This window comes from Streptomyces sp. NPDC005141 (genome assembly GCF_053599975.1).
Window position 1 is genome coordinate 1 of sequence record NZ_JBSFYW010000089.1, and the last position, 26,033, is coordinate 26,033.

Sequence of the window (26,033 nt, forward strand, 5' to 3'; positions counted from 1 at the left end):
GCGAGTACTTTCTGGGGGCAGCCATGGTCGATGTTCCTCTCATGAGTCCCATCTGACCCGCTGTCAGCATCTTCCGCATCTCGGGGGAACCTCAATCCCGCTGACGAGCCGATAGGCCGTTGGCCAGCCGGCGGCGTGATTTCAGAATGTGGACAGGGCCCGGCAACGTTGTGTGCGAGCTTGCCGACCAGCTCAGCGAGTCGGGGCGAGCGGCTCGTATCTGGCAGCATCTTCCACTCCATGTCAGCGGATACGCGGCCTCCGCCGACGCAGCGATGGAATCGGGCGTCGGCAGCCGTCTCGTCACCAGGTGGTGCGGTCTGCCCTGTCTGCTGACGAGGTAACCGGCCGTCTTCGAACAGATGGCCGACCGCAAAGCCCCGACCCCGCGATCACAAATTCAGAACGGACCTTGATCTGCAGAGCATGGTCGCCTTCCAGGGCCCGACCATGGCGTCGGGCAGGGGCGGGCGAAGCCGCCTGCGGACGGGGCATGCATCCTTGGCATCCAGGCCGTGTGCCTGCGCGAAGGCTCCGACCGCGATCAGCTGCTCTTGAGCATGCTGGTGGCCTTGCTCCTGGCAGCGGATCTTCTGTGCCGTACGCTCGGAAGCACGCGAGCTCGCAGATTCCAGGAGGCGATCCAACGAGAACCCGCACGCCTGGGCGTGGTTCATGTCGGAGCGGAGCGCGGGTTCGTGACGCCTCGCCAGGAACAGGCTGACAGGGTGAGCGGGGCGGCGTTCAGATCGTGAAGAGTAGGTCGATGAGCCGCATCAATTCCCTTACGTCCACGTCCATGTGGAACTGATCGAACTTCAGCTCCTCGCTGGTGAGTGTGGTGGCTATGCGCTTCGTGATCACGCCCTCTATCTCGCCGGGGGCGATCGCGGAGAATTTCGTGGCGGTGCCGTTGAACACGATCTGCTGCGGGGCGAACAGCGCCGATTGGTATACGCCTGGCACCGTCAGCTCCAGCCACATGATGCGGCGGAACCGCTCCCGGATCCGGGCGATCTGCTGGCCCACCGACCGCGCCGCGCCGGGCATCTTGATCTCTGCGCCGGCCAGGAGTCCCAGGTACAGGGCTTCGACTTCGACGCCCTTGGCCGGTTTGAAGAGTGAAAGCCGGAGCGTGTCCACGAACTTGACCTTCCGGCCCGGTGTGTGGATCCAGACGTCGTAGCCCGTGCGCACGTCGTCGAACTTCCCGACGAGGCCCTCGACTGGATCGCCACGCGCATCGACGAGGCCGATCTCCCTGGTCTCCACCAGCCTGTTCATGGCACGCCGTTCTATCTCGGCCCGGCCGTCGAGCTTCCGGTTGAGCGGCGCGTGCCCGTGCACGAGAAGCTCGAAGCCCTCACCGCCAAAGACCCCGCGCAAACCGGTTCTCTTCAGGGCCAGTTCCGCCCTCGTGTATGCGGCGTAGTCCACCCGCTCGGTCAGGCGCAGGAACCAGTGCGCGACCGCCTCATGACTCTTGAGTCTGAGCAGCCGGGGATCGATGTGCAGGGCCTTGCTGCCGGCGACGAGCAGCGGGAAGAGGGCGCGCATCTGCTGGGTGCGCATGAGGCTCGGGGCCTCGCCCATGATCATGCGCAGATCGCGCAGGACGGCGGTGAAGAACACGTCCGGTGCCTTGCTCACTCCGCTGATGGACAGGCCCTTGGCGTCGAGCAGCTCGACGGTGTGGATCAGCTTCGGGGCGGCCACGTATGAGAGGTCGTATTTCTTTACCACGGGCCCGCCCCTCAGACTCCGAACAGGGTGCACAGATCGCCGTAGTACCCGTACGCGAGCAGTAGCGGCTTCACCTCGGCCCAGCGGCCTGGGCCCAGCTGCAGAACGGCGAGCAGCAGACTCTCGTGGATGCTGTCGACGAACTCTCTTCGGTAGGCACGTAGTTCACCGAGTCGGGCGAGTGCGGGCAGGGCCAGCGCGCCCGGCGCCATGAGCGCGGACGAGAGTGTCTCGTTGAGCAGGGCGAGCTGGACCACCGTCGAGTGCACCGTGTAGGCGAGCAGGATCAGGTCGCCCGCTGCCGCGATGCCGCGGAGCAGCGGGCTGACCTCGGCGGCCGGAGTAGCGAGCAGGATCAGGGAGAGACCGGCTGCGGCCTTGCTGAACCCGTTCCAGAACTTCGTCCAGCCCTTGGAGGACTCGTAGCGCTCTGCCAGTTGCGGGCTGAGTTCCAACACGTAGTTGTTGCGTACGACATACGCGAAGCTGTCCCGGCGAATCGTGCGGTCCTCCACGAGGGTGTCGAGCACGGACTCACAGACCAGCGGGAACCAGCGGGCACCCCTCGGTGTGTCGTCGAGTTCGTCGAGGGCCAGCTGAATGAGGCGGCCCTCGGGTCCGAGACGGGGCGGGAGGACGTGCTCGACCTCCCCGACCACGGTGGGCAGGCTGTGCGGATCCGACCCCGGAGGTCCGGTGGGTAGCATCCACCTGGCTGTGCCCTTCGTCGAGTCGATGCCGGCACCCAGCCGGTCGGCCCGGTCGAAGAGCTCCTTGAGGAGCCGCCCGAAGTCGTGCTCCAGATCCCGCTGCTTGGTCTTCTCGGTCATGCCCTGCAGAGCGAGCAGCGCGAGGGGGGCGTTGAGGTCGATCACGGCCCGCATCTGCTGATAGAGCGTGTCGCAGATCGAAACCACCCCCTGTGGGCCGGATTTCCCGGCCGCGAGCCGGTCGGCGGCCAGACGTGCGTGGTATGCCTCCTTCATGGCCTTGAACAGGGCGTCCGCGAACTTCCGGTCGCGGATCTGCCAGAACTTGCCTTTGACGTAGCTGAAGTCACCCACCGGCAGGTCGACTTCGATTCGGTGGAAGTCGAACCGTTTCCAGGCTTTGGTGAGTTCGATGGACGCCTGGGACAGCTGCAGAGTGATGCGCTCGGCGGCGAGTCGCTCGATCTCGATCAACGCCTCACGTATCAGCAGATAGAGCACGTTCTCGGTGAACCGGAAGAACTTCGAGGCCAACTCCCAGAGCGGGTCCTCCGTGCGGGCCTTGGTGTTCACGAGCTCCGCCGCGGCTGCGACGGCCCTCCAGCCCCCCATGGCGTAGAGGTCGAAGAGCTGCCGGTACAGCCCGCGGTCGAGAACCAGCGCATAGATCTCATCGCTGTCCGCTGTGGACTTCGGCATCAGCACTTCGGGAGAGCGGGACGAGCCCCCGGCCACCGTGCTGCTGCGGAACCTGATCAGGGACTCCAACTCCTTCTCGTACGAGCGAGCCCGCTCGGCGTACAGCCGTTTGAGCCGCCCGGCCAGCGTCGAGTCGCCGTCCGAGGACGGCAGTTCGAACGGGTCTTGGCCGCGAGTGAGCGACGTGGGCGTACACGGCCACATTTCCGCGTACGTGAACATCACGGCCTGACCGGGACGGTGGTGTGGCCGTTCAGCGGCAGCTTGTCGGCGGGCTGTTGCTTCTTCTCCTTGTTCACGGCCTTGTCCTGTTCCGCGCGCTCGGCCCGTAGATCCGGCAGCCGGTCCTTGCTGTCATGCAGATACACCAGCGTCGTCGGTACGATGAACGACCAAGGTTCGCCCTCCGGCACTGCGTGGTAGCGGTCGTCCTGTTGCCTGCGCAGCTCCTCGTGGATGGGCAGATAGAGCTTGTCGCCGATGACCGGGGCGTCCCCGCCGAACCACGGCTCCCTGGTGCACAGGAAGTGCTCCACCGAGTCGTCGTACTGATCGGAGACCGGGACCAGCACGCGTACGGCGCCTGCCCGCAGGAACGCCTCGAAGTGCGGGTCCGTGGATTCCGCGCGGCTGCTCAGTTCGACCCAGCGCTCCGGGACCCGCCAGAAGTACGGGTAGAAGACATAGCTGATCTGCCGCCAGTCGAAGGCCTGCTCCAGGAACTGGATATGCCGGCCCTTCTCCCGCGCGGACTCCAGACAGGGCAGCGGATACGTCACTTTGCGCGGGCCGTTGACAAAGGTCACGCACGTCGGCTGGTCCTTGACCTCCGTCACCTTGGCCCGGGTGGTATCGGCCTGGAAGTCCCTGCCTCCCATGGTCTGCATACCGGTCAGCAGGTCGTCCGCGTCGTCTTCGTCGAACTCCTTGCTGATCATGGCGAGGCACTGGCGTTTGAGCTCGGTGAGGATGGTCTCCCGGTTCACTGCTTCCGGGCCGCCGCGCAGCAGTTCGGCGACGGGTACGGCGCTGAGTTCGGCGACGCGGTTGCGGTAGTCGGTCATCCGGGAGCGGTAGTCGAGCTCCAGTTCCTGATTGATCGCGTCGACGCGCTTCTGCTCGATGGCCTGGACGGCGGTGTGGATCTTCTGCTGCCAGGCGGCCAGCGCGGCATCGCTCTTCTTCAGGATCAGGGTCAGCGCGATGTGGTAGTCCGTGCAGTCCTGGTGCGAGAAGGACAGCGTGAGCAGGTCCCCGTCGACGGGGACCCTCGGGGCTTCGGCGGGCGCGGCGTCCTTGTGGGGCGGCTGCAGCAGGTGGTGCGCGGTTTCGCGGGTGGAGTCGTCGTAGCGGATCAGGTCCCAGCCGTTCATCGTCACGTGGAAGAGGTTCCGGTCGAACCAGGCCGTCTGGTCCTTCTCGGGGCCGTCGATCTTGTCGACCTCGCGGTACTGGATGCGTCCGGTCGGCCGGACGGTCGCCACCTCGTAGCCCTGGGTCCCCTCGACCCGGGCCTGGTAGGTGTCGACGATGATGTGCCGGTCGTGGGGGATGCTCTCGCGGGAGAACATCGCCTTGTTCGTCTCCGTGTTCACCAGGGTGACGCGCTTGTCCATGACCGGGTAACTCTCCCCCGACAGGCCGTACTTCTGCTGGAGTGCGGCGAAGTACTCCGGGGTGATCTGGCTGGGTACGAAGGCCGGACTCACCGTTTCGTAGTCGGGCTTCTTCGGTGGCTCGGGGCACGGCAGTTCCGCCTCGTGCTGCCGCAGCCGCGACTGGACCCAGAACGCTGAGGGCTCGGGCAGGACGAACTCGAACATCATCCGGCGGCCGTAGTTGAAGACCTGGGCGCAGTACTCCTTGTCGACCCAGCGGTAGATGCCGGAGACGTGCCCCTGGCCCTTGACGTTGCGGAATTCGTGCTCGTTGCGTTCCTCGACCTCACGCAGCCTGGTCATCGAGCGCAGCTGCACCGTGCGGGACTGCACCCGGCTGACCGCCTTGCTGACGACTTCCTGGGAGAAGTTCAGCGCCGCCTTGTCGGTCTTGTCCTCGGACCTGCTCCAGGTGAAGCCGCCGCCGATGTTCACGACGACGCTGGGTGCCTGGCCGTAACTCAGACTGAGGTTGGCGTTGGCGCCGAGCTGCTCCTTGACCACCCGCTCGCACTCGTTCTTCACCTCGAAGCGCGCCGTGGAGCCGGTGTCCGTGGTGGTCTCGGACTCCTCCTCAGACGTGCTGGAGAACACGTCCTCGGTCTTGCTGAGGACCCGGTGGTGGCGCTTCTTGACCTCGCCGAGCATCACGTTGTGGATGTCGGAGATCTCGCCGACGCGATACCCGATGAGCCACTGCTTGACGACCTTTAGATCGGCCACGCCCACGGGCTTGAGCTCGTTGAAGGGAGTGCCGCAGTAGCGGAAGAGCCGGGCGAACATCGGGTGGATGATCGGCTTCGCGGCCAGCAGGGTCCGCAGCTCCTCGCTGTTGGACAGGGGTTGGCTGACCATGTGCTCCAGGAGGTGCAGGGCGCGCAGGCCGTCGATGATCCCCGACAGGTCGAGCGGGGCCCAGCGGCGCAGGATGTAGAGCAGAAACAGGGTGTCGAACAGGATGCGTTTCGCTGTCGCGAAGCCCACGCTGTGCACCGGCCCGTCGAGTACTGTCTGCACGATGCTCGGTCCGCCGAGCGCGAGCTCCACGTCGCGGCGGAACCACGGCGGCAGCGCCGTCCCGGTGCGGTCCGCCGCCTTGCGTAACACCTTCAATATGGCGGGCAGCCGGTCGATCAGCGGGACGTTGAGTATCTGTTCCAGGGTGTCGGGCAGGACGTAGTAGACCCCGCCCAGTTTCAGATGAGCGTGCCGTTCCAGTTCGGCGATGTCGAGCGGCTCGTACCCCCGTTCCTCCTTCTCCTCGTGGCAGCCGAGCGCCTTGCGCGGGGTGAGGAAGCCGAGCAGCGACTCGAACAGGTCCTGCATGGCCGGGTCTGTGGAAGGGGGCGGTGTGCACCCCGCCTTGTCGTCCTTGCGTGACGGGGGTTTGTCCGACGTGCGGTGGCACTCGCAGCAGACCTTCTCGTACACGAGCCGCCCGATCCTGGACGGGCTGTCCGGTGAGTGCAGATCGGTGTCCACGCGTACGGCCTTGCCGTCGCGCAGCACGATCAGGTCGTCCCGTATATAGCAGCGGCCGAGCACGCCGGGGTCGAGTGCCCGGGGCGGGCGGACGACGAGGAAATCGAGAATGGCGAGGCGCTCCGACTCCTGCGGCCCCACGTCACCGTCGTCGGGCACGCCCGCTCACCCGGCGTATTCGGGGGCCTGCGGAATCTGCTGGGCGGGGCCGAGACCGCGCAGGGCGGTGGCCCACAGGTAGCACTTTGAGGTGAGGTCGACGAGTTGCTCCGCCGGGCCATTCTGCGGGAACTCCAGGATGGCAGCGATCGCCTCTGCCCCGCGCAGTGCGACCCGATGCCGGCTGCTGCTCACGGCCCGGGTTGCGTGCTGGAACAACTCTTGATCGGGCAGCGGGAGTTGGCGGTCGATCTCTTCCAGGAGCCGGTCGGCGTTGGTGTCCTCGATGAACGGCCAGTTCTCGGACGGGGGAGTGGTGACGCCGAAGACGGCACTGATACCCGCATCGTGCAGCACCGGATAGGCGAGATGCCGGGTGATGCCGCCCAACGTTTCCTCGACGCTCCATACGAGAGTGTCGCCGTGCAGACCCTGCAGATAGGACTGCAGCGGCAACAGGGCGTTGCGTACGGAGGCGAGCAGCAGGTCGACACCTGTGTCGTAGACGCGCTCGGCGTACTTGCAGGCTGCGTCGAGAAGAAGGTCGCGTTCCTTCGGGAAGCTGAAGTCCCCGGTGCCGCGCATCGCAGGGGTCGCCGACTCCTGGAAGGCGCCCTCGAAGACTGCCGCACGCTGGGCGCGGTTCGGTACGTGCTCGTCGTGCCCGTAGCGGGCCCGGAGCCGGGCCAGTTGGCCGGCGGAGGTCTTCTCGTGGAGCCTCGTGTACATTTGCGGGCGCTCCACCGAGGAGAGCGCGACCCGGTGGGCCGCGCACACCACGTGGTCCATCTGCAGGTAGAAGTAGAGCGCCGCGATCTGGCTGGGCTCCGAGGTCAGCGCCTCGAACGACGCCTCGTCTGTGATGACGCGACTACCCCGGCCCGGTCCTTTCTCCATAGCGCTGTCGGTGCCCTTGCGATTGCTGGGCGGCATGGCGTGGCTCCCCTCGCGGACCCTGCTCGCGGCCTGAGCCGCTGCGGCGGCCCGGGAACCACAGCATAGGAAGACAAAGGAGACTTGACCAGATAGGTCTCAAAGAGGCTTAGATAACCTCAATAAGCTGTCTAACGCGCTTAGTTGGGATGCGCGCGCCTCGATGTGTCCACGCGGCCCGTGCCGTCCGTAGTTCGACGTAGTCACACGTTGAGGAGGACCGCGTCGATCCGACCCTGGAACCCGCGAAAGGTCGATGGTGACGGCGACGGAACCGACGAGGAGCAGGCTGGTGAGCAAAGAGCCTCGGTAGATTGCCATCGCACGGAAGCGGGCGATGCAGCACCCATGGAGCCTCCCTGTCGAAGGCTGGTGTGACAGGGGCCGAAGTGCCTGAGAAGTGGGTGAGTCGACGGGGGCCGGTCTGCAGGTCCGGGCGCGGCAAATGTCGCTGCTGCCGTGCCGGGTGCAGGCGTGGACCTCAACGGTGTCGTCGGTCGTCTCCGGCGTCTCACGGGCTGGTCGGTGACGGCGTACGTGAGCAGCTCGAGGCGGTTTGGTTGTCGTCGTCGGTCCAGGCGAGGCGAGGCCGGCGGCGGTGAGGGCGTGGCCCAATTGGGTGCAGCGCTCGTACGCGCCCGCCCCGGGGGCTCCGGAGAGCGGCACGTCCTGCGGCTCCCGTTGGGGCCCGAACACTTCCCGTTCATCAGTAGAGACCGACTCACCACTGCGTACCGCGGGTCCTGGTCATCTGGGGCGGCTAGCGCGCCAGCGTGTGCCCGGGTGTTCCCGAGGACGATGCTGTCACGGTTGTCGGGACGGCTCGGTGGCTCCGTCCACGGGGTGGATGTGGCCATGGGGCCGTACAAACACCAGGTGAGATCAGCATGGCGATCCAGCGGCTGGACAACGTCCTCATCGTTGTTGACGACCTTGACGTTGTCTGGGCAGGGCAACGGCTCACGTGCCGGATTCCCTGGGTGAGGTCGGCGGCGGTCCTGTTGTGGCGCGTAGCGGGACGTGAGCTGAACTGACGAGCGCTGCTGGGGACGTGGTTCAAGCCTCGGGAAAGTGTTGCATTACCGCAGGTCACACCGGTTCTCGTGGGGGTGACTTCGCGAGGTGGCGTCCTGCGGCCCCAAGCCGGGTCGCGGGCACCGTGTCGCGCCATCGGAAGAGTTCCACTTCATCAATGCCGCTCTGACCTGCTGGTTTATCGCTCTTTGGTGTCAACTTCTTCCGAGAGCTGTGCGCTTGGGCATCTACCGGAAGACCCGCTTCCTGGAAGAGGTGGTTCCTCCACAAGCCCGGGTCCCAAGACTCAGGCCTTGCACTTGCGCGAGGATCTGGCCGCACTTCAGGAACGGGCTCCGGATCTGGCCGTGACGTTGGAACAGGCCCGCGCGGTCCTCAACAGCGCCTCCACTAGCCGGGGCAGTGGTCTGGATACGGCCGGTGACATTGCCCAGGTATACGGCGCTGAGAGTGACTTGCTGAATGAGCGGCGCCGGGCTGCCCGGGACTGGGACGCCACAGTGGATCAGATTCGTCTCACAGAGGGCTTCAGGCACTTCCTGCGGCCAGTACCGTTCAACGATCTGCGCGCGGCAGCCCCCGACGGCGCGGTGGTTGTCGTCAATATCAGCCGGCACGGCAGCCACGCTTTGATCGTCACCGCGGCGGCTGTGCAGCACCCCAACGCTGGCGTTGTGGTGGTGGACCTGCCGGCCGCGAGCATGGCGACCGTCGTCCAGCACGCCAACACCGTACTCCGCGCCCAGTTCCGCGCCGCAGACCCTTCCACGGACTGGCAAACGAAGGAAGCCGACCGACATGGGGTGTTCGATGTCCTGGAGTGGGCATGGCAGGCCATTGCTGAGCCGGTCCTCACCGTCCTCGGCCACACTCAGACTCCCGAGGGGAGGATCGAAGACCGGCCAAGGGTGTGGTGGTGTCTGACTGGACCCGCGTCGGTGCTGCCGTTGCACGCTGCCGGCCGCCACCCCCGCACGATGCCCCAGTACTCGGCCATGGGTGAGGCCGCCGCCATCACCCACAGCGTGGTCGGCCGCGTTGTCTCTTCCTACACCTCCACCCTGACCACTCTGATCCGGACCCGCGCCCGGCCCGCCCCCGATCGCGTGCGGCAACTGGCCGTGGGAGTCTCGGCGGCCCCGAGCTACGCGGCCAGCGCCGGAGCGCTGCCTGCGGTCCCCGTAGAACTCCAAGCAGTGGCCGGCCATCTGTCCACGCCCGAGTTCGCCACCCACCTACTCGACCTCACTGCTACCCGCCAGTCCGTCCTGGAGGCATTGCCCGACCATACGTGGCTGCACCTGTCCTGCCATGGGATACAGCACCCGACTGATGCCTCCCGCAGTGCGTTCCTCCTTTATGATCAGCCGCTTATCCTGGCCGATCTCGCCACCCTCGATCTGAGGGAGGCCGACCTGGCTTTCCTCGCTGCTTGCCAGACCGCCACCGGTGACCTCAGGCTGTTGGACGAGGCGCTCCATCTGGCTGCCGTTCTGCAACTCATCGGCTACCGGCAAGTGCTGGCCACCCTTTGGAGCATCTCTGATGCCGCGGCCCCCGCCATGGCCGACATTGTTTACGCTCACCTCTCCCATCCCGATCCCGATGAGCCCGGCTGTACCGACCGGCCTGAGGCGGCCCGTGCTCCGTACGCCCTGCACCATGCCGTCACCCGCCTGCGCCAGATCTGCCCTGGAGAGCCGTTGCTGTGGGCGCCCTATATCCATCTCGGCATCTGAGGGCAGCGAACGGCCGGCGGCCGGAATTCACGAGGCGCACCCCATCCGCCTGGTGCTCAGGACTAGAGGGCGCCTGAAAAGCCTGTCAGCGGGGCAAGTTGCCTGGTAGCGGGGCGGCGTCGCACTTTCGGGGGCTGGAGTGTGCGGGCTGCGTACCCGTTACTCGACGGATTTTTCTGATCCAGATCCGGAGTGGGAGACCCTGCGTCCGCTGGTCCCGGCGGACAGGCCCGGTGGTCGGCCGGCGAAACACGCCCGGCGAGAGATCCTCAAGGCGCTGGCGTACTGGCTGCGGGCCGGCTGCGCCTGGAGACTGCTGCCGCATGACCTGCCAGCGTGACAGACCGTCTACCACTATTGGCGGCAATGGCAGCAAGAAGGCGTGTGGGAGCGGATGTTGACGGCGCTGCGCGCACGCGAGCGGCCGCAGCTCGGCCGTGATCCCACTCCCAGCGCGGCCATCGTGGACAGCCAGAGCGTCCGGGCCAGTGAACGCGGTGGCCTGCACGGTTACGACGGCGGCAAGAAGGTCAGCGGCGTCAAGCGTCACCTGCTCGTTGACACTTGGGGCACCGTCCTTGTCACCTGCGTGAGCCCGGCCAGCGTCGGCGACCGTGATGGCGCCGTGGTGCTGTTCTCCCGTCGCTGCCGATGCAGCGCTTCGATCCGGGGTATGTTTTCGCTTCGTCCAGGCTGCCGCGGGTCACGGTGGCCATCTTCAAGGCGCCGGTAACCAGCGCGCTGCGCACGCGGTTGGCGATGGACCGGCTCGCGTACGGTGGGGCAGGATCTATTGCGCAGGCGGATGCGCGTCCTCCCGCAGGTCGGCGGTCAAAAGGCGCGGTCGCGCAGAGCAAGAAGATTCCCGCGAGCTGATCGCGGGCGGTCCTCCACGATGCCACGTGTGAAGAAAGCATTGAGCCGACGGCTACAGGGTGACCACCGATAGGGAATCGGCGAAGAAGTTGGTCAAGTACAGGCGAGTTCCATCCGGGCTCACGGCCACCCCGCGCGGGCTGTTGCCGACCGGGATCGTGGCAACAACGGCCTGGCCAGAGACATCAATCACTGACACGGACCCTGTGCCTGGGAAGTGGGCCACGTAGAGGCGAGTTCCATCCGGGCTCATCGCCACACCATAAGGTTCGTTGCCGACCGGGATCGTGGCAACAACGGCCTTGCCGGAGACATCGATCACCGACACGGACTTTGAGAAATAATTCGTCGCATAGAGGCGGGCATTGTCCTTGCTTACCACCACACCCACCGGGAAATCGACGTCCGGGATACTCGTAGGGTTCTTGAGGAACCTATCAGTCACTAGCACAGTGTCTGACAGGGCTAGCGTCACGTAGACGCTTCCATCCGGGCCCACTGCCATGCCGTATGGCCTCTTGCTGTGGTCATCCGCAGAGAGGATGGAGCCATCTTGGACGAGGTCATCGCCAGAGATGCTGCACTGCGTCACAGTGCCTGGGCCCGTGGCGGCCACGTAAAGGTCGGTTCCATCCGGGCTCACCGCCACACCGTACGGGCTCTCGCCGACCTGGTGAGTCGCAACCACCGCCTCGCGGTAGGGGTCAATTACTGACACGGAGCCGTCACCGAAGTTAGTCACGTAGAGGCGGGTTCCGTCCGGGCTCACGGCCACGCTGTGTGGGCGAACGCCGACCGGGATCTTCTTCACCTCCGGAGCAGCCTCTTGCACTGCCTCTGCTGGCGCCGAGGAATCACGCAAGCCCTTCTCCCGGGCCCTAGCGAACAGTCGCTCCAACGGCAGGTCGCCAAGAACCTGCTCTGTCTGAGCTGTCGGCTCTCGTCTTGGATTACCCGACGGTGGTTCTCCCACCCTCCGGGGGACCTGGCTGCCGTCCTCGGTGGTCATCGCAACGCCTCCTTGGCGGTAGATTCCGCGGAGAAATGCAAGCTCCCATACGTAAGGGTGCCCCAGAAGGCGCACAGCCGCAGCTCCTGGCGTGGCCGGTCCTAATCTTTCACAAAGCGCCTCAAGCTGGCTTCGCAGGTTCACTCGTCGGCACGAACGACGTGCTCGCCTGCGGCTCGTGGCAACCCGAGAGGACCCGTGCGGTAGCGGCCGGCTCAGCTCAATGTTTGTCATGGCGGGCAGCAGTTCCGAGTCGATACTGAGGGGATCGACCTTCCTGACGAAGTGGTGCAGCGAATCAGCAATGCAGTCCGGAAGGCTGTGCTTGTGGAAGTGGCCACCGTCGAGCTCGGCGGCCGCACCGTAGACCTGTTCAGCGCAGGGCTGACCGTGGATCGGATCCCCGAGGGAGGCCATCTCCAAGGCTTCCGCGTGCGGCAGGCGCAGTAGATGCATGCGGACCTTGAGGGCCCCGACTCATACGCCACGGCGTCACCAGTCGATGCAGGCAGCACGCGAGGCGTATTGTGTCCCAGCACCACGTGCCATGAGGGAGTTCAAGTGATTGCGCTGCTTGGGCCGACCGGACGTCTCCGATACCTACGTCCTGGGATCCCGTCGCCGATGGATGCGAGCAGAACTCATGTCAGCACTGGAGCGGTCGGCATTGCTCTGGGCTTGATTCGCTTTGACGGACATCTGAGATCAGGGGTTCTGCCCCGGAAGGATGTCCATCATGGAGAGCATGGGGAAGAAGAAGCCTCGGCCTCGCCGTTCGTTTACGCCGGAGTTCAAGGCTGAGATCGTGGAGCTGTGCCGACGCGGTGACCGCTCGGTCGGCCAGATTGCCCAGGACTTCGACCTGACCGAGACCGCGGTGCGCCTGTGGGTCAGCCAGGCCGAGGCCGACGCGGGCGAACGCGATGGTCGGACCAGCAGTGAACGAGAGGAACTGGCCGCACTGCGGCGGGAGAACCGCCGGCTACGCGAGGACGTCGACATCCTCAAGCGGGCCACGGCTTTCTTCGCGAAGGAGACCCGGTGACGGTGCACCCGTTCATCGAGGCGGAGAAGCGAGACGGTCACAACGTCAAGCGGGCGTGTGAACTGCTGCAGGTCTCCCGTGCCGCCTTCTATGCCCGCCGTATCGGCACACCCGGCCCCCGGGCGGTCCGTGACGCTGAGCTGACGGAGCAGATCGCCGAGGTCCATACGCGGTCGCGCGGAACCTACGGAGTCCCGCGCGTCCATGCCGTTGCTCAAGCGGGAGGGCGCCGGATGCGGCCGCCATCGTGTCCGCGCGGCTGATGCGGACCGCCGGGCTGCAGGGACGGCATCGCCGACGACGGCACCTGACCACGATCCCCGATCCGCGGGCTGCCTTGCGGCCCGATCTGATCGTCCGGGACTTCCAGCCCGACCGGGCCGGGCTCGATGCCCGCAGGTGCGGCGACATCACCTACATCCCGACCGAGGAGGGCTGGCTCTACCTGGCCACCGTCATCGACATCGCCTCGCGCCGTGTGGTCGGCTGGGCGACCGCCGACCACCTGCGAACCGAGCTGGTCACCGATGCCTGACGGCCGCCTGCCGGCAGCGTCGCCCCAACCGCCCGGTGATCTTCCATTCGGACCGCGGCTGTCAGTACACCAGTCAGCAATTCGCCTTCCTGGCAAAGGGGTTGGGCATTCACCTGTCCGTCGGGCGCATTGGGCAGTGCTGGGACAACGCGCTCGCGGAGTCGTTCTTCGCCACCATCAAAAGGGAGTTGCTCGACACGAGCTCCTGGCCCAGCCGGGCCGCCGCCCGCACCGCGATCTTCGACTTCATCGAAGGCTGGTACAACTTGCGCCGACTGCGCAGCAGCCTCGGTTATCGCAGTCCCGCCGACTACGAGACCGCACTCGCAGCCTGACCACCACACCAACGGTGTCCGTCAAAGCGGAACAAGCCCAGGCGGGTTGGTGTGGTGTGGTGTGTGTGGGCTGGGTGTGGGGGTCGGCCGGTTGGTGTGGGTGTGTGTGGCGTGGGCCGGTGTGGTTGTTGTGGGCCAACTGGCTGTGGGTGTTGTGGGTTGGGTGGTGGTGGGTGTGGTTGTCAGGTGGTCTGTTGGGTGGTGGTGATGGTGGCGGTGAAGACGGGGGTGTTGTGTTGGTGGGCGGTGATGTGGAGGTGGTGTGTGGTGGGGTGGGGGTGGTGTGTGGTGGGGTGGTTTCGGGTGGTGTGGGGGGTGGGTTGGGGTTGGTGGTGGGCCTCGATGGTGCAGGGGGTGTCGAGTTCGGTGTAGCGGTGGAAGGTGCTGGCGAGGTGGGCCAGGAAGGTGTTCTGGCCCAGGGTGGCGTGGGTGGCTTGGCGGGCGGCTTCGAGGAGGACCATGCCGGGGACGTGGTCGACGGCGTGGTCGAAGAGGACGGGGTGGGTGGTGTCGGTGCGCAGGAGCCAGTGGTGGTGTTGGTGGGTGGGGGAGAGGACGACGTCGGCGGGTGAGGTGCGGCCGGTGTGCTGGGGGGCGAGGGGGGCGGTGAGGGGGTGGGGTTGTGTGGTGGTGGGGCGGTTGGCGCGCAGGCGTGCGTAGACGGCGGGTGTGGTGGCGGTGCAGGAGCCTGATGCGGTGGCGATGGTGTGTCCGTCGCGGTGGAAGGTGGCTTCGAAGCGGATGGCTGATGCGGTGCCGCGTCGCATGGTGACGTCGTGGCAGGTGATGGTGATGGTGATGGTGGCGGGTGCGGTGCCGACGGTGAGGTGTTCGGGGTGGGTGTCGAGGGTGAGGTTGTGCATGAGGAAGGGGTGGCCGAGGGGGACGCCGAATTCGGTGTGGGCGAGGAGGATGGCTGCCTGGCGGAAGGTCTCGGCGGCGATGAGGGGGTCGTGGCGGCCCTGGACGGGGGTGAAGAAGCTGTGTCCGCGGGGCCACTGGGCGCTGACCTCGAAGCGGTCGGTCCCGGTGCGTGCCCAGTCGGTGAGCAGGACTTCGGCGACGCTGGCGCGGTGGACGAGTTCCTTGGGCACCGTGGTGGTCAGGGTGGGGAACCGGGGGGGCTGGCCGGTGTGGGCCGGTGGGGCGGGCCGGGGTGCGGCGGGGATCGGGGCGGGCCCGGTGCGGAACGTGGTCATGGACATGTTTCCCCCTGAGCTGCGTTGGCCTGGCGTCGGATGTGCTCGCTGAGAATCAGGAAGATACAGACCACCCGGTTTACTTTCTAGGGTTCTCCGCGAGGTCCTGTCCGCGGGAAATGGAGCGGTTTGCTCCGAATGGGCCGGGGTCCGGGGTGAGGGGGTGTCCGGGCGCGGCCGGTGAGCTGGGGCGTCGGGGTGCGGGGGTGGCCGCGGGTGTGCCGTGGTGCGGGGGGCGAGCGGATCTCGAGCGGGGCGCGTGCGGTTCTCCAGCGGGCGGGCGGACGGTGGCTGCACGGTCGGGGAACGGGGGTGGTCGGTGAGTGGCGGGGATGCGGTGCTGCGGGTCGAGCGCGGACAGGCCGGTGAGGACGAACTCGCGGCCCTGGCCGCGGTGGTGTTCGCCTTCGCCGCGGCCCGTGCGCGGGCCGCGGCGAAGGCCGCCGGGCAGGCGGACGGGCCTGCGGACGGCTCTGCGGACGGCTCTGCGGGCGGGCCCGCGGACGGCTCTGCGGACGGGTGGGCGGGTCTGTGGGCGGGTGGGGCCGGTGCGGCTTCGTGCTGGTGGCGGCGTCCGGGGGATTTCGCCGCGCCGGGCGGCTGGTGCTGACGCTCCTTCGGGCGGGCGCGGGGTGTGTCCGGGGCCGTCCGTGCCGCTGTGCGGGGTGTGTCCGGGGCCGTCCGTGCCGTTCTGCGGGGTGTGTCCGGGGTCGGTCCGTGCCGGTCTGCGGGCGGCCGGGCCGGCGGTGTCTCGAGCGGTTCTTGAGCAGAACAACTTTAAACCGCTTCAGCGGTTTGTTAATGTCCACGTACGGACCCGGGGCGGGACCTCCTCGGCCTTGTCCCAGGAGGGGACCTGACATGACGATGACGACTGCCCCCCACCGGCTGGGGCCGGTGGGCGGTGACGCGCGCGGGCGCGTGGCGGAACTGCAGGCGATCCGGGCGCAGGCGCTGGCCGGTCCGGGTGAGGAGGCGACCGCGGCGCAGCATGCCAGGGGCAAGCTGACGGCCCGTGAGCGTATCGGTCTGCTGCTGGACGAGGGCTCGTTCACGGAGGTCGGGCAGTTGCGCCGGCACCGGGCGACCGGGTTCGGTCTGGAGGCCAAGCGGCCCTACACCGACGGGGTGGTCACCGGCTGGGGTCTGGTGGAGGGCCGTACGGTCTTCGTGTACGCGCATGATTTCCGGATTTTCGGCGGGGCGCTGGGCGAGGCCCATGCGGCGAAGATCCACAAGGTCATGGACATGGCGCTGGCGGCGGGGGCGCCGCTGGTGTCGCTGAACGACGGGGCGGGGGCCCGGATCCAGGAGGGCGTGTCGGCGCTGGCCGGCTACGGCGGCATCTTCCAGCGCAACACGAGGGCTTCGGGGGTGATCCCGCAGATCTCGGTGATGCTCGGTCCGTGTGCGGGAGGCGCGGCCTACAGTCCGGCGCTGACCGATTTCGTGTTCATGGTCCGGGACACCTCGCAGATGTTCATCACCGGCCCGGACGTGGTGCGGGCGGTCACCGGTGAGGAGATCACCCACAACGCGCTGGGCGGTGCGGACGTGCACGCGCAGACCTCCGGGGTGTGCCACTTCGCCTACGACGACGAGCGGACGTGTCTGGCCGAGGTCCGCTACCTGCTGTCGATGCTGCCGCAGAACAACCGCCAGAGCCCGCCGCGGGTGGTGTGCACGGATCCGGCGGGCCGGCGCGGCGATGTGCTGGCGGATCTGGTCCCCGAGGACGGCGCCCGCCCCTACGACATGGCCGAGGTGATCGGTGAACTCGTCGACGACGGCGAGTTCCTGGAGGTCCACGAGCACTGGGCCCGCAACATCATCTGCGCGCTGGCGCGGCTGGACGGCCAGGTCGTGGGCGTCGTCGCCAACCAGCCCCGGCATCTTGCCGGGGTGCTGGACATCGCGGCCTCGGAGAAGGCGGCCCGGTTCGTCCAGACCTGCGACGCCTTCAACATCCCCCTGCTCACGCTCCTGGACGTGCCGGGCTTCTTGCCGGGGGTGGGCCAGGAGCACGGCGGCATCATCCGCCACGGCGCGAAACTGCTCTACGCGTACTGCAACGCCACCGTGCCGCGGATCTCGCTGGTCCTGCGCAAGGCCTACGGAGGCGCCTACATCGTGATGGACTCCCAGTCCACCGGCGCCGACCTCACCTACGCCTGGCCCGCCAACGAGATCGCGGTGATGGGCGCCGAGGGCGCGGCCGGTGTCATCTTCCGCCGCCAGATCGCCCAGGCCGCGGACCCCGGGGCCATGCGCGCCCGCATGGTCAAGGAGTACCGGGCCGAGCTGATGCACCCCTACTACGCGGCCGAACGCGGCCTTCTCGACGACGTCATCGACCCCGCCGAGACCCGCGAGGTGCTGATCGCCTCGCTCGCGATGCTGCGCACCAAACACGCCGACCTGCCCTCCCGCAAGCACGGCAACCCGCCGCAGTAACGGAGCACCACGATGGCCAGACAGGAACGCGCGCTGCGCACGCGCGAGGCGCTGATCGACTCCGCCGCCGCGGTCTTCGACCGCGAGGGCTACCGCACCGCCTCGCTCACCGCGATCAGCGGCCGGGCCGGGGTGAGCAACGGGGCGCTGCACTTCCACTTCGCCAGCAAGGCCGCCCTGGCCGGCGCCGTCGAACAGGTTGCCGCGCACCGGCTGACCCGCATCACCGTGCACGGCGAACAGCAGCCCGGCCGGGCCCTGCAGTGCCTGGTGGACGCCACCCACCAACTGGCCGCCACGCTGGGCGGCGACGCCGTCCTGCGGGCCGGGTTCGCGCTGGGCTCCGAACACCTCTACACCGGCGAACGGGACCTGCGCGGGCAGTGGAAGCAGTGGGTCGAGTCGACCCTCAAACGCGCCGACGGCGAGGGCGAACTCGCCGAGGCGGTGGTGCCGCACGACGCGGTCGTCGCCGTCGTCGCGGCGACCGTGGGATTCGAGGTCCTGGGAGCACAGGACGCCGAATGGCTCTCCTACCGCACCCTGACCCGGTTCTGGCGGCTGCTGCTGCCCCGCCTGGCCGCACCGTCCTCGCTGGCACACCTGCAGGCCGCCGGAACCCGCCCCCCGCACCGCCACAGCCCCGCCGCCGCCCCGGACACCACCGCCGACATCACCAACACCCCCGCCGACATCACCGGCGCCACGACCGGCACCCCCCGCAGACACCCCGGACCCTGACCACCACCAACACCCCCGCCCCCGGCACGGAACACGTCCGGGGGCACGGTCCTGCCCGGACACCCGCACACCCCGGCCGGCCCGGCCCCGCCGATCCCCGGCCGGACACCACGCCCACGTCCCGGACACCGCGCCCACGCCTGAGCACGCGCCCACGCTGAGGGTCAGGCACTCCACGGTCCCGACAGGGCGGCCACGCCCCGGGCACGCGGCCACGCTCCGGGGCACGCGGCCACGCCCCGGGGCACGCGGCCACGCCCCGGGGCACGCGGCCACGCTCCGGGGCACGCGCCCACGCCCGAGCACGCGCCCACGCCCGAGCTCCGGGTCAGACACTCCACGGTCCCCGACAGGGCGGCCACGCCCCGGGCGCCGCGCCCGCGCTCCGGGACAGGCAACCTCACGTCCCGACACCGGCCCGCGCCCCTGACGCCGCGCCCGTGCCCCGGACATGACGTCCGGGGTGCGGGCCTGCCCGGCCGACCGCACACCTCCGACCGGCCGCCCCGACCGGCCGCCCCGACCGGCCGGCTCGTCGGGCGCCGGCCGGACAGGACCGCACCCCGGTGGGCACCAGTCGTTCAGCACCGGCCTCCCGGCCTCGGCCCGGCCGTGAGCGGGCCTGCCGGCGGGCGGGCGGTGCCGGGGGCGGCGGCGGCCGGGGTGCGGCGCCACGCCCCACCCCCCACGCCCCATAGGGCGGGGGCCGGACCGCGGTTCTGTGGCCGGGTCTGGACTGCTGTACCCCACACTGAACAGACCGTCCGGTCTGATTTTAGAGGGATTCGGTTCTCTTCCCTTGCCGTCCTCTCTGTGGGCTCCGGTGTGCCGCGACCGCCGTTCCAACTGCGGACCCCGGGGGCCGGGGCCCGTGGAGCCGGGGCGGGAGGCGGGCGGGACCTCGCCTCCCGCACCGGCGGGTGGTGATTGCGTATGGGAAGTGACCGTGGAATGGCGGGAGCACCCGCCCCCGGGGCGGGGCGGTGCGGCGGTGGGGCCGTCCGGTCGCCGGCCCTTGGTCCCGCCCCTCGCTCGCGACCGCGCGCCGGCTGGGCCCCCGGGGTCCCGGACCGTCAGCAGTCCACCGCACGGGGCCATTTCCGCTGATGGTGCGGGCGTCGGCGGCCCGTGTGGCGAGGTCGGCGGTGTCCGCCGGGCCGGCCGGGCGCGGGTGCGGCGGAGGGCGGGCGGCGCGCCCGTCCTCCGGGGCGGCGTGCGACTCCGGCGCCCGGCCGCAGACATTGCGAACGCAATCTGTTGTGGGTGGTGGGCGGGTGTGGGGCGGGGGTGCGGCGGGTGCTTTCGCCGCAAGGCGGGGGAAGTTCGGGGAGGAGATACTGTCCGACCGGATTGACAAACCGCCTATGCTGTTTTTTTATCGGGGGTGGGCCAGATGCCGCAGCACGCCCGCTCCGGTGCCGGCGCGCTGACCCCGTTGCACGCGCTGACCTGCCTGCATCCAACAGGGGAGAAACGATGGACATCGAAGTACTGGGCCCGCTGTCGGTGCGGGAGCACGGCATCCCCATCGCGCCGACCGCGCCCAAGCCCCGGCAGGTGCTGGCTCTGCTCGCGCTCAACGCGGACCACGTCGTCGCGGTGTCCACGCTGATCGAGGAGCTGTGGGACGAGAACCCGCCGCGCAGCGCCCGGACCACGCTGCAGACCTACATCCTGCAGCTGCGCGAGCTGATCGGCGAGGCGCTGGGGCGCGGTGGTGACGGCAGTGTCCGGGCCAAGGACGTTCTGGTCACCCTGCCGGGCGGCTACCGGCTGGAGACCCGCGGCGGCACGCTGGACTTCCAGGAGCTGGAACGCCGGGCGGGTGCCGGTTACCGGGCCATGGACGCGGAGGACTACGCCGGTGCCGCCAAGCGGCTGCGCGAGGCGCTGTCGCTGTGGACCGGGACCGCGCTCGCCGACGTCCAGGCCGGCAGCCAGATCACCCTGGAGGTGAGCCGGCTGGAGGAGACCCGGCTGTGCGCCCTGGACCAGCGCATCGAGGCCGACCTGCGGCTGGGCAACCACCGCGGGCTGCTGTCCGAACTGACCGTGCTGGTCAGCCGGTACCCGATGCACGAGAGCCTGCACGGCCAGTTCATGCTCGCCCTGTACCGCTCGGGCCGCCGCGGTGAGGCCCTCAACGCCTACCAGCGCCTGCGCACCACGCTGGTGCGGGAACTGGGCCTGGAGCCGTCCACGGCGCTCGGCAGGCTCCAGCGCTCGATCCTCATGGCCCACCCCGAGCCCACCCTCACCGCCGGACCCGAGAACCCGGCCGCACGCCTCGTCGGCCGCATGGCCTGACCGCCCCGGCGCCCCGTCGCGGCACCCCGTCCCGGTCCCGGGGCCCGCCCGCACGGCCGGCTGCGGCCGGTGCCGCGTCCCAGCGGCCCCTCCCTCCCGATGACCCCCCGTCCGGGAGGGAGGGGTTCACCCACACCGGCGATCGGCCCGCCTTTGTCAGGACCTCTCGATGTCCGGGGCGTTGGGGGTGCCTGGGTGACGTGGTCGATGTTCGCGGCAGAGCCCCACCACGGTCCCGCTCCTCTTGATGCGGACAGGCCTCGCTGTCCGGTCCATCACGCGGCAGTCCGCCCGCATCCGCGACCGCTCCCGGCAGACCCTGCGGGCGCAGCCCGTAGCCGTGCGCCGGCAACAAGCGCCTCATCGGCTGGGGCCGCGGCCCCAAGCGGTGCTCCGGCAACGGCGAGTTCCGCAACGATCCGCCGGTGGCCGGTCGAGGACCGCTGCGGTCGACGCGGTCTCCTCGGCCACTGGGGTGATATTCCTCCGGTGATATAGTCTATGAATGGACTATCGCCGGATGCGGGACTACGCGGACCAGTTGCTCGCCGCGTCAGGCAGTGAGCCCTGGAAGCTGGAAATCACCGGCGACCAGATCGTCATGATGATGAGTCCCGTCGGCCGGCATCTGGGCCTCGTACGGTCCTTGCGGACCCAGCTCGATGCTCAGCTTCCCGACACGAATCCGGGCTACCTCGCCGACGGTGACACCGACCTGGAGGACGCATCCCTCGGTGTCAGGCGAGTCCCGGACCTGATGGTCTTTCACGAAGACCTCCTCGAGCGGGATGATCCGGCACGGCCGAGCGACGTTCTCATGGTCTGCGAGGTCGTCTCGCGGGCAAATCCGGAGAACGACTACGAGGGAAAGCTCCGCGACTACCCGGCCATGGGCATCCCGCACTATCTGATCGTCGATCCCCGGAACGGGACAGTCCACGCCCACTCCGAGCCTTACGCCGCTCCCGAAAGCCCCAGCTATGCCGCGCATCGGCAGTACCCGTTCGGCAAGACCGTCGAGATCGGCCCGTGGCGGATCGACACCAGCGGGTTCACCCGCTACGGCGACAGCGGGACCGGCAATGACCCTCGCTGAGCTGCGTCGAGCCCAAGGCCTGACACAAGTCCAGGTGGCGGCCCTCATGGGGATCCAGCAATCGAACGTCTCCCGGATCGAACGGACGCCGTTTCAGCAGCTGGAGCTGCCTACCATCCAACGCTACCTCGCAGCTGTGGACGGCAGGTTGCGCCTGATGGCCGACATCGGTGGTGACACCGTCGAGCTCAGCAACGCGCCGGTCATCGCGTCCCGATAGCGCTGTCTGCGCAGGCGCCCTGATGGCCGCTGGCCGCGGCTGATGCTCCCGCGTCATTCCCCGGGGCCGTCCAGGTGCATCCGGCCCGGGTCGGGCGTGGTCCGCATCTCGGTCATCAGCTGACGGCCGGCCTCGCGGAACGCCTCGTCGCCGAAGAGGGCCACGGCCACAGCCATGTCGTCGGGGCGTACAGGGGCCGGCCGGCGACATCGGCGGGCCGCACCCGTTCCCGCGTCGGCTCCAGACGCTCGTGCCACTCGCGTGCCTGCCGGATCACCGTCTCGCCCTTGCCGGTGACGGCCGGCAGGAGCTGCCGGGCGGCAGTGGTTTCCACGGCATCCCCGACGTCCGGTCAGAACGCGGAAGGGCCGGAGCGGCGGGAAGAACACGGCGTCCCGGCCGGCCCGGGGCACGAGGCAGGCCGCTCGGCGCTCCGCGGAGGCTGCCGAGCAGGCCTCCCGCACGCTCGGGATCCGAGCCCCTCTCGCCTTCACCGGGGGCCGCAGGAGCACAGGCGCCGGCACCCGCCGGCAGCCCAACACGCGCTCCTCACCGGACCGGAGACCACAGGCCAAACGAGCACCGCGTGCCGCACGAACCTCCGGTACGCGCGGCTCGTCTGCGGCCATCGCCCCGGCACCGCCGGCACAGGCACCCGTACCGCACCCCGGCCGGCACCATGATCCGCACCTTCCGTCCCCCACCGTCCTGCCTGCACCAACCGCTGTCACGGGGGCCCGGCCTCACATAGAATCCTGCCCACTTCCCCCACCCGCCAGCCGTAACGCCCGTCACCCCAGGGGGAAACGACATGCCCACTTGGCGCCGCATCGCCGCCCTCTGCACGGCCCTTGTGACGCTCGCCGGATGCGGCAACCCGCAAGGCGGGCACCAGAATGCCTCCCGCGGGGCCGGCACGAGTGACCACCGCACCGGAGCCGCCTGGCGCTACGACTACACCGGGAAGAACACCAACGCCGCCTTCGCCGACATCGCCGCCGCCTCCGCCGACGATGCCTGGGCCATCGGCAAGAGTCCCGTCACCGGGTGGGTGGACATCCAGAAGACTCTCCTTTTCCACTACGACGCAAAGACATGGCGCCCCTACGACCTCCCGCCCCCGCTGCGCCACCTCGATGACCTCCCCTGCGTCCGGCTCGACGCCGCCGGGCCGCACGACGTGTGGCTCTTCGCGGGCGCCACGACGAACCCCGGCGGGGGCCGCTCGCCACTCGCCGCGCACTGGGACGGAACGGCGTGGCAGGCCGTGGACCTTCCCCGGGATTTCCCCGAAGTCGTGAGAGACGTCGCCGTCTTCGGCCCCGGGGACGTCTGGGCCGTAGACGGTTCGGACACCGCCTGGCACTGGGACGGGCGGCACTGGCAGCTCCTCCGGCTGCCCGGCACGGCGCAGGCCCTGGGAGGGGAATCGGGGCGGGACCTGTGGGCCGTGGGGTTCAGCCTGACGCGGGAGCAGGTTGCGCGCCCCGCGGCCATGCACTGGGACGGCCACACCTGGACGAAGGCGACCATGCCCTCCATGCCGCCGGGACCCAAGGACGATCCGCATGACGGCGAACTCACCCGCGTTGTCGCCCTGTCGGCCCACGACGTGCGCGCCTTCGGCACCGTATCCAGCGAAGGCGGAGACAACGACGCGTACTCCGCCGGGCTCGCACTGCGCTGGGACGGCACCCGGTGGAGCGAGGACGACGGGGAGCCGTGGGTGACCGGCGGGGCCGGGAACGCCATCATGCTCACCCCCAAGCGCTATATGACCCTGTCCGGCGGGCAAGAGCGGATCACCCAGCCGCCCTGCCTCGCCGGCCGGCCGGGCAGGCTCGGTGAGGGCGGCTGCCGGCAGAAACTCCACCTCACGGACTACACCGCAGTCCCGGGAACCGGGCAGGTCTGGGGCGTGGGCTCCGTCAGCAGCCGTACGTTCCCTTCCCGCCCCGTCATCGTCCGCTTCACCACAGCCCCTTGACCTGGGACATCAGGACATCCGCGGGACCGCAGCCACACAGGGCTTCTCGGGCCCCGCCCCGCGAACGTGGCCCGGCAGCGCGCGAACGCCGATCCAGCCAGGACCTGCCCCCTGCGGCCGGACACCGCCCGCAGAACGCCGGCCGGCCCGGACGATTTCGGAGCTGAGCGACACGGCCCCGACCTACGCCGCGTTCACCGGCGTCCGGGATCCGGAGCCCGCGAACACCAGCCGGCCGGCCGCCATCGCGCCCGCGCTGAAGGCGAGCGCCGGCAGCCCCCGGCCGCAGAGGCCAGGACGCAGGACCGCCGGCCGGGCACGCTGACGCCACGGAGAGCACCCGGCCCCCGGGCGAGTGCCGCCAGGGCCGCCGCGGCGATGAACAACGCCGGCAGAGCCATGGGTGTCGCGAGACGGATGACCACGATGGCCTCCGTCAGCGCGTGGTGTCGCGGAGGCAGAGGGCGGCGGGCCGTGGGAGTCGGCGGTGCATCTCATGGGCGTCGTCGAAGTCGAAGTCCTCACCCGTCCGGACTCCTGCGGAGCAGGGCAGGAAACGGGATTTCGCCTCCAGGGCGGAACACCGTCCCCCTGATTGGGCAGGCTGCACGCCGTGCGGTGCGAGAACCAAGCGCCCACACCGTGCTGATCGACACACCGTGCTGATCGAGAGCCAGGACAGCACCTGCACCCCCAAGCTCTGCTGTATCGAACCGGGCTGGTCTCAACCCGGCTGGTGTTGATCGCGGAAGACCTGCCGGGTCGCTGACCCGCAGGCGGCGTGAGCCAGGAATCCCCCTGCCTTGGCTGGGGGAGGATTCAACGCATGGCGGCTACTCCGTGGGATCCTGCTCGATGCGCCGTGCCGCACGCTTGACCGCCTGCTCGACGTCGTACCGGCTCGCCCCGCTCTCGGTCGCGTGCGCGGTGATCGCGGCCTGCACCGCGGCAGACGCCTCGCGGCACGCCTTCCACTGTGCGTCGTACTCCTCGTCGGCGAGTCCGGCCACGGCGACTGCGACCGGGCGGCCGACTACAGCCGGGAGGGCTACCTCGCCGACCTCGAAGCCCTCATGGACCACCTGGGACTGGACCGCGCGGTCCTTGTGGGCCACTCGCTCGGCGCGATCAACGCCTACCAGTTCGCCGCCCGCCACCCCCAGCGCGTGAGCGCGCTGGTCAACGGCGAGGGCTGTGCCGAACTCGGTCTGGACGGCGGTAATCCACTGGCGTTCGTGCTGAACCTTCCGCGGGAACCTGCCCCGGCCGGGAGGCGTTCGTGGCGCAACTGGACCCCTTCGCTCCCTTCCTCGAATCCGCCGTTCGTGAAGCGGCTGGACGGAACGTGGGGCCTGCGCTTTCACCCCAAGGACATCCACGCATCCGAGAGCCAGGTCCACGGCGACCACTGGGCCGACGGTACCGGCTCCGCCTGCCCGGCCCTGCTGATACGCGGCGCCCGGGGCGGTGTGCTATCGGCACGGCAGGCGGCGCAGATGGCCGGCCGGCGGCCGGGCACGCGTCTGGTCGAACTGGCCACGGACCACTTCCTGTACGTCGACGACCCGGCCGGCTTCGCGGACGCGGTCCGGGACTTCCTCGCCTCGCCACAGCCATGGCCTGCGGCCTTTCCGGCCTTCCCTCGCCGAGGGATCACGATGCGGCCCGCGGTGTTTCGACCCGAGAGCAGGGACGCGGACCGCGGTCCGGGCACCCGCGGGTGTTTGTATGCTGCGGCACCGCGCGTCACGCGGTCACCTGGGGAGAACGCAGTTGCCCACCATGCTCGCGAGCACCACGAACTACGGCATCCCGTTCTTCATCATCGCCGTTCCCTTCGGCGCCGCGTCACTTCTGTTCGTTCCCCGCTGCGAAACCAACCGTGCGCATGCGGGGGAGCACGGCTCACGGCAAACGGCCCCGAGCCGCTGTACCGAGATGCCTGCACCCCGCCCGGTGGGACTTAGGTCAGTGGAGGGTCTATCAGGAATCAGGTGTGGTTCGTCTGCTTGGCCTACAGGTTCTTCGGTGGGCTGATCGGCTCACACTCGTCCGGCGGTAAGGCGGCCGT

Annotated in this window: 22 protein-coding genes and 1 pseudogene; 15 read left to right on the top strand and 8 right to left on the bottom strand. The window is 68.9% G+C overall.

The window, feature by feature from the left end; genetic code table 11:
- Positions 1-744: 744 nt before the first annotated feature.
- From ACWD68_RS38425 to ACWD68_RS38440, 4 genes are read right to left on the bottom strand one after another with little or no spacing between them, the layout of a single operon-like run.
- The gene (locus tag ACWD68_RS38425; RefSeq protein ID WP_451811107.1) at positions 745-1,743 is read right to left on the bottom strand and encodes a hypothetical protein; all 999 of its coding nucleotides are present in this window, start codon (positions 1,741-1,743) and stop codon (positions 745-747) included.
- A gap of 11 nt (positions 1,744-1,754) precedes the next feature.
- Positions 1,755-3,377 (bottom strand): hypothetical protein, encoded by a 1,623-nt coding sequence (locus ACWD68_RS38430; protein WP_451811108.1) that lies wholly within the window; start codon positions 3,375-3,377, stop codon positions 1,755-1,757.
- Complete coding sequence (locus tag ACWD68_RS38435) at positions 3,374-6,451, bottom strand: hypothetical protein (protein WP_451811109.1); 3,078 nt, start codon at positions 6,449-6,451, stop codon at positions 3,374-3,376. Before ACWD68_RS38435 ends, ACWD68_RS38430 begins: the two co-directional genes overlap by 4 nt.
- Before the next feature lie 6 nt (positions 6,452-6,457).
- Complete coding sequence (locus tag ACWD68_RS38440) at positions 6,458-7,384, bottom strand: hypothetical protein (protein ID WP_451811110.1); 927 nt, start codon at positions 7,382-7,384, stop codon at positions 6,458-6,460.
- 1,328 nt (positions 7,385-8,712) lie between these two features.
- Between ACWD68_RS38440 and ACWD68_RS38445 the strand changes: the two genes are divergently transcribed.
- From ACWD68_RS38445 to ACWD68_RS38460, 4 genes are all read left to right on the top strand, one after another.
- Positions 8,713-10,158 carry a CHAT domain-containing protein gene (locus ACWD68_RS38445; protein ID WP_451811111.1) on the top strand — a complete coding sequence of 482 codons (1,446 nt, stop codon included), beginning with the start codon at positions 8,713-8,715 and terminating at the stop codon, positions 10,156-10,158.
- A 139-nt stretch (positions 10,159-10,297) separates the two neighbouring features.
- A complete protein-coding gene (locus tag ACWD68_RS38450; protein WP_451811112.1) occupies positions 10,298-10,498 on the top strand; it encodes a transposase in 201 nt (66 codons plus the stop codon).
- Positions 10,499-10,552: 54 nt separating this feature from the next.
- Positions 10,553-10,891: a transposase gene (locus ACWD68_RS38455; RefSeq protein WP_451811113.1), complete on the top strand. Its 339-nt coding sequence runs from the start codon at positions 10,553-10,555 to the stop codon at positions 10,889-10,891.
- Positions 10,810-11,034: a hypothetical protein gene (locus tag ACWD68_RS38460; RefSeq protein WP_451811128.1), complete on the top strand. Its 225-nt coding sequence runs from the start codon at positions 10,810-10,812 to the stop codon at positions 11,032-11,034. The genes ACWD68_RS38455 and ACWD68_RS38460 overlap by 82 nt, the downstream gene beginning before the upstream one ends.
- A 52-nt stretch (positions 11,035-11,086) precedes the next feature.
- Here ACWD68_RS38460 and ACWD68_RS38465 read toward each other — a convergent pair whose 3' ends face one another.
- Positions 11,087-12,043 carry a hypothetical protein gene (locus tag ACWD68_RS38465; protein ID WP_451811114.1) on the bottom strand — a complete coding sequence of 319 codons (957 nt, stop codon included), beginning with the start codon at positions 12,041-12,043 and terminating at the stop codon, positions 11,087-11,089.
- Positions 12,044-12,779: 736 nt separating this feature from the next.
- On the opposite strand from ACWD68_RS38465, the gene ACWD68_RS38470 reads away from it, so the two are divergent.
- The 3 genes and pseudogenes from ACWD68_RS38470 to ACWD68_RS38480 all read left to right on the top strand — a co-directional run bounded on the left by ACWD68_RS38470 (position 12,780) and on the right by ACWD68_RS38480 (position 13,958).
- Positions 12,780-13,088: a transposase gene (locus ACWD68_RS38470; RefSeq protein ID WP_451811115.1), complete on the top strand. Its 309-nt coding sequence runs from the start codon at positions 12,780-12,782 to the stop codon at positions 13,086-13,088.
- Positions 13,089-13,350: 262 nt separating this feature from the next.
- Positions 13,351-13,703, top strand: a pseudogene (locus ACWD68_RS38475) (DDE-type integrase/transposase/recombinase); the annotation flags it as partial.
- 21 nt (positions 13,704-13,724) lie between these two features.
- Positions 13,725-13,958 carry an integrase core domain-containing protein gene (locus ACWD68_RS38480; protein WP_451811125.1) on the top strand — a complete coding sequence of 78 codons (234 nt, stop codon included), beginning with the start codon at positions 13,725-13,727 and terminating at the stop codon, positions 13,956-13,958.
- Positions 13,959-14,140: 182 nt separating this feature from the next.
- On the opposite strand, the gene ACWD68_RS38485 is transcribed toward ACWD68_RS38480, so the two are convergent.
- Positions 14,141-15,163, bottom strand: coding sequence for a ScbA/BarX family gamma-butyrolactone biosynthesis protein (locus tag ACWD68_RS38485; protein ID WP_451811116.1), 1,023 nt, complete (start codon positions 15,161-15,163; stop codon positions 14,141-14,143).
- Positions 15,164-15,476: 313 nt separating this feature from the next.
- On the opposite strand from ACWD68_RS38485, the gene ACWD68_RS38490 reads away from it, so the two are divergent.
- The 6 genes from ACWD68_RS38490 (at position 15,477) to ACWD68_RS38515 (ending at position 21,975) form a co-directional block, all read left to right on the top strand.
- Positions 15,477-15,767 carry a hypothetical protein gene (locus ACWD68_RS38490; RefSeq protein ID WP_451811117.1) on the top strand — a complete coding sequence of 97 codons (291 nt, stop codon included), beginning with the start codon at positions 15,477-15,479 and terminating at the stop codon, positions 15,765-15,767.
- Between the two features lie 251 nt (positions 15,768-16,018).
- Positions 16,019-17,611 (top strand): acyl-CoA carboxylase subunit beta, encoded by a 1,593-nt coding sequence (locus ACWD68_RS38495; RefSeq protein WP_451811118.1) that lies wholly within the window; start codon positions 16,019-16,021, stop codon positions 17,609-17,611.
- Positions 17,612-17,623: 12 nt separating this feature from the next.
- Positions 17,624-18,352, top strand: a complete 729-nt coding sequence (locus ACWD68_RS38500) for a ScbR family autoregulator-binding transcription factor (RefSeq protein WP_451811119.1) — start codon at positions 17,624-17,626, stop codon at positions 18,350-18,352.
- A gap of 1,476 nt (positions 18,353-19,828) precedes the next feature.
- The gene (locus ACWD68_RS38505) at positions 19,829-20,659 is read left to right on the top strand and encodes an AfsR/SARP family transcriptional regulator (protein WP_451811120.1); all 831 of its coding nucleotides are present in this window, start codon (positions 19,829-19,831) and stop codon (positions 20,657-20,659) included.
- A gap of 505 nt (positions 20,660-21,164) precedes the next feature.
- The gene (locus tag ACWD68_RS38510) at positions 21,165-21,755 is read left to right on the top strand and encodes a Uma2 family endonuclease (RefSeq protein ID WP_451811121.1); all 591 of its coding nucleotides are present in this window, start codon (positions 21,165-21,167) and stop codon (positions 21,753-21,755) included.
- Entirely contained in the window at positions 21,742-21,975 is a 234-nt protein-coding gene (locus tag ACWD68_RS38515) for a helix-turn-helix domain-containing protein (RefSeq protein ID WP_451811122.1), read from the top strand. Before ACWD68_RS38510 ends, ACWD68_RS38515 begins: the two co-directional genes overlap by 14 nt.
- Before the next feature lie 53 nt (positions 21,976-22,028).
- Here ACWD68_RS38515 and ACWD68_RS38520 read toward each other — a convergent pair whose 3' ends face one another.
- Positions 22,029-22,151 carry a hypothetical protein gene (locus tag ACWD68_RS38520; protein ID WP_451811123.1) on the bottom strand — a complete coding sequence of 41 codons (123 nt, stop codon included), beginning with the start codon at positions 22,149-22,151 and terminating at the stop codon, positions 22,029-22,031.
- Positions 22,152-22,786: 635 nt separating this feature from the next.
- Here ACWD68_RS38520 and ACWD68_RS38525 point away from each other — a divergent pair.
- Positions 22,787-23,962 carry a hypothetical protein gene (locus ACWD68_RS38525; RefSeq protein WP_451811124.1) on the top strand — a complete coding sequence of 392 codons (1,176 nt, stop codon included), beginning with the start codon at positions 22,787-22,789 and terminating at the stop codon, positions 23,960-23,962.
- Between the two features lie 833 nt (positions 23,963-24,795).
- On the opposite strand, the gene ACWD68_RS38530 is transcribed toward ACWD68_RS38525, so the two are convergent.
- Entirely contained in the window at positions 24,796-25,044 is a 249-nt protein-coding gene (locus tag ACWD68_RS38530) for a hypothetical protein (RefSeq protein WP_451811126.1), read from the bottom strand.
- On the opposite strand from ACWD68_RS38530, the gene ACWD68_RS38535 reads away from it, so the two are divergent.
- Positions 24,937-25,929 (top strand): alpha/beta fold hydrolase, encoded by a 993-nt coding sequence (locus tag ACWD68_RS38535; protein ID WP_451811127.1) that lies wholly within the window; start codon positions 24,937-24,939, stop codon positions 25,927-25,929. The genes ACWD68_RS38530 and ACWD68_RS38535 overlap by 108 nt on opposite strands.
- Positions 25,930-26,033 lie beyond the last annotated feature (104 nt).

Excerpts from the sequence above, each read along its gene's own strand:
- ACWD68_RS38440 (WP_451811110.1), bottom strand. The coding sequence starts at position 7,384 with ATGCCGCCCAGCAATCGCAAGGGCACCGACAGCGCTATGGAGAAAGGA.
- ACWD68_RS38455 (WP_451811113.1), top strand. The coding sequence starts at position 10,553 with ATGTTGACGGCGCTGCGCGCACGCGAGCGGCCGCAGCTCGGCCGTGAT.
- ACWD68_RS38460 (WP_451811128.1), top strand. The coding sequence starts at position 10,810 with ATGCAGCGCTTCGATCCGGGGTATGTTTTCGCTTCGTCCAGGCTGCCG.
- ACWD68_RS38465 (WP_451811114.1), bottom strand. The coding sequence starts at position 12,043 with ATGACCACCGAGGACGGCAGCCAGGTCCCCCGGAGGGTGGGAGAACCA.
- ACWD68_RS38470 (WP_451811115.1), top strand. The coding sequence starts at position 12,780 with ATGGAGAGCATGGGGAAGAAGAAGCCTCGGCCTCGCCGTTCGTTTACG.
- ACWD68_RS38485 (WP_451811116.1), bottom strand. The coding sequence starts at position 15,163 with ATGTCCATGACCACGTTCCGCACCGGGCCCGCCCCGATCCCCGCCGCA.
- ACWD68_RS38495 (WP_451811118.1), top strand. The coding sequence starts at position 16,019 with ATGACGATGACGACTGCCCCCCACCGGCTGGGGCCGGTGGGCGGTGAC.
- ACWD68_RS38500 (WP_451811119.1), top strand. The coding sequence starts at position 17,624 with ATGGCCAGACAGGAACGCGCGCTGCGCACGCGCGAGGCGCTGATCGAC.
- ACWD68_RS38505 (WP_451811120.1), top strand. The coding sequence starts at position 19,829 with ATGGACATCGAAGTACTGGGCCCGCTGTCGGTGCGGGAGCACGGCATC.
- ACWD68_RS38510 (WP_451811121.1), top strand. The coding sequence starts at position 21,165 with ATGGACTATCGCCGGATGCGGGACTACGCGGACCAGTTGCTCGCCGCG.
- ACWD68_RS38515 (WP_451811122.1), top strand. The coding sequence starts at position 21,742 with ATGACCCTCGCTGAGCTGCGTCGAGCCCAAGGCCTGACACAAGTCCAG.
- ACWD68_RS38520 (WP_451811123.1), bottom strand. The coding sequence starts at position 22,151 with ATGGCTGTGGCCGTGGCCCTCTTCGGCGACGAGGCGTTCCGCGAGGCC.
- ACWD68_RS38525 (WP_451811124.1), top strand. The coding sequence starts at position 22,787 with ATGCCCACTTGGCGCCGCATCGCCGCCCTCTGCACGGCCCTTGTGACG.